At 67.2% G+C, this 3541-nt stretch carries 4 protein-coding genes; 3 read left to right on the top strand and 1 reads right to left on the bottom strand.

From position 1 onward, the window contains the following. Both QH195_RS18720 and QH195_RS18715 read left to right on the top strand, forming a co-directional pair. On the top strand, positions 1–1305 hold a 1305-nt coding region (locus tag QH195_RS18720), incomplete at its 5' end, for an FAD-dependent monooxygenase (RefSeq protein ID WP_280436369.1). Between the two features lie 31 nt (positions 1306–1336). Then, the gene (locus QH195_RS18715) at positions 1337–1786 is read left to right on the top strand and encodes a VOC family protein (RefSeq protein ID WP_280436368.1); all 450 of its coding nucleotides are present in this window, start codon (positions 1337–1339) and stop codon (positions 1784–1786) included. 35 nt (positions 1787–1821) lie between these two features. Here QH195_RS18715 and QH195_RS18710 read toward each other — a convergent pair whose 3' ends face one another. Then, positions 1822–2634, bottom strand: coding sequence for an IclR family transcriptional regulator (locus QH195_RS18710; RefSeq protein ID WP_280436367.1), 813 nt, complete (start codon positions 2632–2634; stop codon positions 1822–1824). A gap of 159 nt (positions 2635–2793) precedes the next feature. Here QH195_RS18710 and QH195_RS18705 point away from each other — a divergent pair. Then, a partial coding sequence (locus QH195_RS18705; protein ID WP_280436366.1) for an isocitrate lyase/PEP mutase family protein occupies positions 2794–3541 on the top strand: 748 nt, incomplete at its 3' end.

Here is a 3541-nt window from a genome sequence, read left to right as displayed (position 1 = left end):
GAGTTCTCCGGAGAACTCGCCGGCGCCTTTTCCTTGTCGACATGCGGCATCGACCTCGCCCAGTTCACAGGAGGACCTGTGCAGAACCGCAATATCCTGATATCCGGCGCCGGTATCGCCGGACCCACCCTCGCGTACTGGCTGCACCGGTACGGCTTCCACCCCACCGTCGTGGAGCGCGCACCCGAGCCGCGAACGGGTGGTCACGCGGTCGATATTCGCGGCACCGCCCGGCAGGTCGCCGAGCGGATGGGCATCGTGGCCCAGGTGCGCCGGGCACATACCGGGGCACGCGGGATGGCGTTCATCGACCGCGCCGGTAAGCACGTGGCGACCATGAGCACCGACGTATTCGGTGATTCGGGTGGGCCGGTCGCCGAAATGGCGATACTGCGTACCGATCTGTCCCGGATTCTCTACGACACGACCCGCGATGTCACCGACTACATTTTCGGCGATTCGGTCGGCACGGTCCGGCAGGACGAGCACGGCGTACACGTCGAGTTCGACAGTGGCCGGTCCGGGCGATACGACCTGCTGGTCGGCGCCGACGGCGTCCGGTCCGGCACCCGCCTCCTGGTGTTCGGCCCGGAACAGAATTACCTCCGCGACCTCGGCTGCTACGTATCGCTGTTCACCATCCCGACGACACTGGACCTCGACGGCCGGCAGCTGATGTACACCATCCCCGCCGGTAACGGCCGCCCCGGCCGCACCGCCGGCCTGCGCCCCCGGGCCGAACCGGGCACCGCGGTCGCCGGGTTCTTCCTGCGTTCGGAGCCGCTGCCGATCGGCCACGACGATATCGACGAGCAGAAACGGCTCGTGGTTCGCACCTTCGAGGGCGATGGGTGGGAGATCCCGCGGATCCTGCCGGCCATCTGGGACGCACCCGACTTCTACTTCGACCGTATTCACCAGGTCCATATGGAGTCCTGGGCGCGCGGCCGGACTGTGCTGCTCGGCGATGCGGGCTATTGCGCCTCCCCGATGTCCGGTATCGGCACCAGCCTCGCCCTCGTGGGCGCCTACATCCTGGCCGGCGAACTCGCCGCCGCGGGCGGTGATCACCGCCTCGCCTATCCCGCCTACGAACGCCGGATGCGCGGGTTCGCCGACCGCGCGCAGGAATTCGCCCGCGGCGCGGGCGACGGTGGCCTGATGCCCGACTCCCGCCTCCAGCTCTGGCTGCGTAACGGATCGGTGCGACTGCTGCCGTACCTGCCGAAGCGGTTCGTTCCCCGCGGCATGGACAAGCTGGCCCGCAGCGTCGAACTCGAGGACTACCCGGTCCTTTCCAGCTGACCCCACCTACTCGATACCGAGGAGATCAGTAATGCAGGTGTGTACCTTTCTGTGGTTCGACGGCCGCGCCGAAGAGGCCGCCGGCCACTACACGGGGTTGTTCGCCGACTCCGCCGTCCTGGATATTCAGCGGAACCCGGACGGCACGGCCGCCACGGTGGTCTTCGAACTCGCGGGTCAACGCTTCATCGCCTACAACGGCGGACCCGGGTTCACCTTCACCGGGGCCATTTCGCTGTATGTCGACTGCGATACCCAGGACGAGGTCGACGCACTCTGGACACGCCTGACCGACGGCGGGAGCGAGGGCCCAGGAGGTTCGCTGACCGACCGATTCGGTATCAGCTGGCAGGTGTTGCCGAAGGCCGTGAACGAATTACTCGCCGACGCCGAACCAGAGGCCGCGCAACGAATCCTGGACGCGATCCACGCGATGAAGAAGATCGATATCCAGGGCCTGATCGACGCCCGCGAGGGCTGACAGGCCGAACCTCCGCCGACGGATCGGCGCGTCCCTCAACCCCGCGGTAATGCCTGCACAATCCTGGTGATCCGCGCTCCGGCGTCGCATACCCGCTCGATCTTCGGCGCGAGCGCCTCACCCTCGAATTCTTCGGCCCGCCCGCCCACGCTGATCGACGCCACCACCGAACCGTCGCGCCCGAGGATCGGTGCCGCCACCGCGGCGACCCCCGGCAGGTAGTCGGAGTTGCTCAGCGAATAGCCGGCTTCCCGGATCTCGGCGAGGTGCTCGGCGAGCCGCTCCCCATCGGTGATCGTCCGGTCGGTGATCGAGGGCAGATCCTCGGTTATCCACCGGTCCTGCAGTGCTTTCGAATGCGCGAGCATGACCGTCGGCCCCGCCGCCGCGTGATAGGGCATCACCGATCCGACGTTGATCCCGGCCACCACCAGCGAGTTCCGGCCCTCGAGCAGGTCGATGCACACCGCACCCTGTTCCGCGGGCACCATCAAATAGGCGGTGTTCCCGAAAGCGGTCGCCAGGTCGGACATGAAAGGCTTTGCCGCGGAACGGATATCCAGTTTCGCCAGCGCCGCGGACCCGATCTCGAACACCGGCATCGCCACCCGGTAGGCACCCTCCTCGGTGCGGTCCACCCAGCCGGCCTGGACCAGCGTGGCCATCAGGCGGAACACCGTGGTCTTGTTCATCCCGCTCGCGGTGGTGAGGTCGTTCAGCGTCCAGACGGGCCGGTCGGCACTGAAGTGACCGAGCAGCGTGCATGCCTTGAGGACAGCACCCACCACGTCACGACCTGCCGTCGGCTCCGACTCGGTGGGCACAGCCGCCTTCGGCGGGGTGGGCACAGCCACTGCTTCTCACTCACTTCCACGGTTCGTGCGATCGATGCCGCCACCTTACGAACACATCGGCCGATCGGGGTTGACTTTGTGACCCCCACCACCTTACCGTCCTCCTAGCAGAAAACGAAACGCATTCCGCATTGCGAAACGGAGAGTGGACTGGTGCGCAGCCCGACCTTGAAAGACCTCACGTCCAACGGACTCGTCTACGCCCCCGGCGTATGGGACGGCCTCACCGCCCGCCTCGCCGAACAGGCCGGTTTCAGCGCCCTGTGCGCCTCGGGCTTCGCGGTCTCCGCCGCCCTCGGCCTCCCCGACGCCGAGCTCTACACCCAGACCGAGAACCTCCAGGCAGTCCGCACGATCCGCGAATCCTCCAAACTGCCCCTCGTCGCCGACATAGACACCGGCTATGGCAATGCGGTGAACGCCGCCCGCACCGCCACCAAGTTCGTGGACGCAGGCGTCGGCGGAATGTTCATGGAAGACCAGGTCTCCCCCAAGTCCTGCCCCATCTGCGTGGGCGACCCGGTCGACCTGATCACCGTCCCCGAGGCCACCGGCAAGATCCGCGCCGTCCGCGATTCCATCCCCGACGACGTCCTGCTCATCGCCCGCACCGACGCCCGCGGCGACGACGCCCTCCGCCGCGCCCAGGCCTACGTCGAGGCCGGCGCGGACATGATCATGCCGGTCACCAAGACCTTCGAAACCGTCGAGCAGTGGGAGCGCGCCCACGAGGAGGTGGGCGTCCCGGTGTTGGCCCCCCTCACCGCCACCCCGGAAGGCGCCACCCTCCGCTTCACCCACGAGGGCCTGAATTCCGCCGAATCGGAATGTTTCGAGGCATGCTCCCGCGGCTGGAAGTTCTACATCGAGACAAGCCTGCGGCAACTGATCACCACCGGTA

The sequence above is a fragment of the Nocardia carnea genome, from assembly GCF_029868855.1.
Lineage (GTDB): Bacteria > Actinomycetota > Actinomycetes > Mycobacteriales > Mycobacteriaceae > Nocardia > Nocardia carnea_A.
This window is presented reverse-complemented; position numbering and strand designations above follow the sequence as displayed.

Excerpts from the sequence above, each read along its gene's own strand:
- QH195_RS18715 (WP_280436368.1), top strand. The coding sequence starts at position 1,337 with ATGCAGGTGTGTACCTTTCTGTGGTTCGACGGCCGCGCCGAAGAGGCC.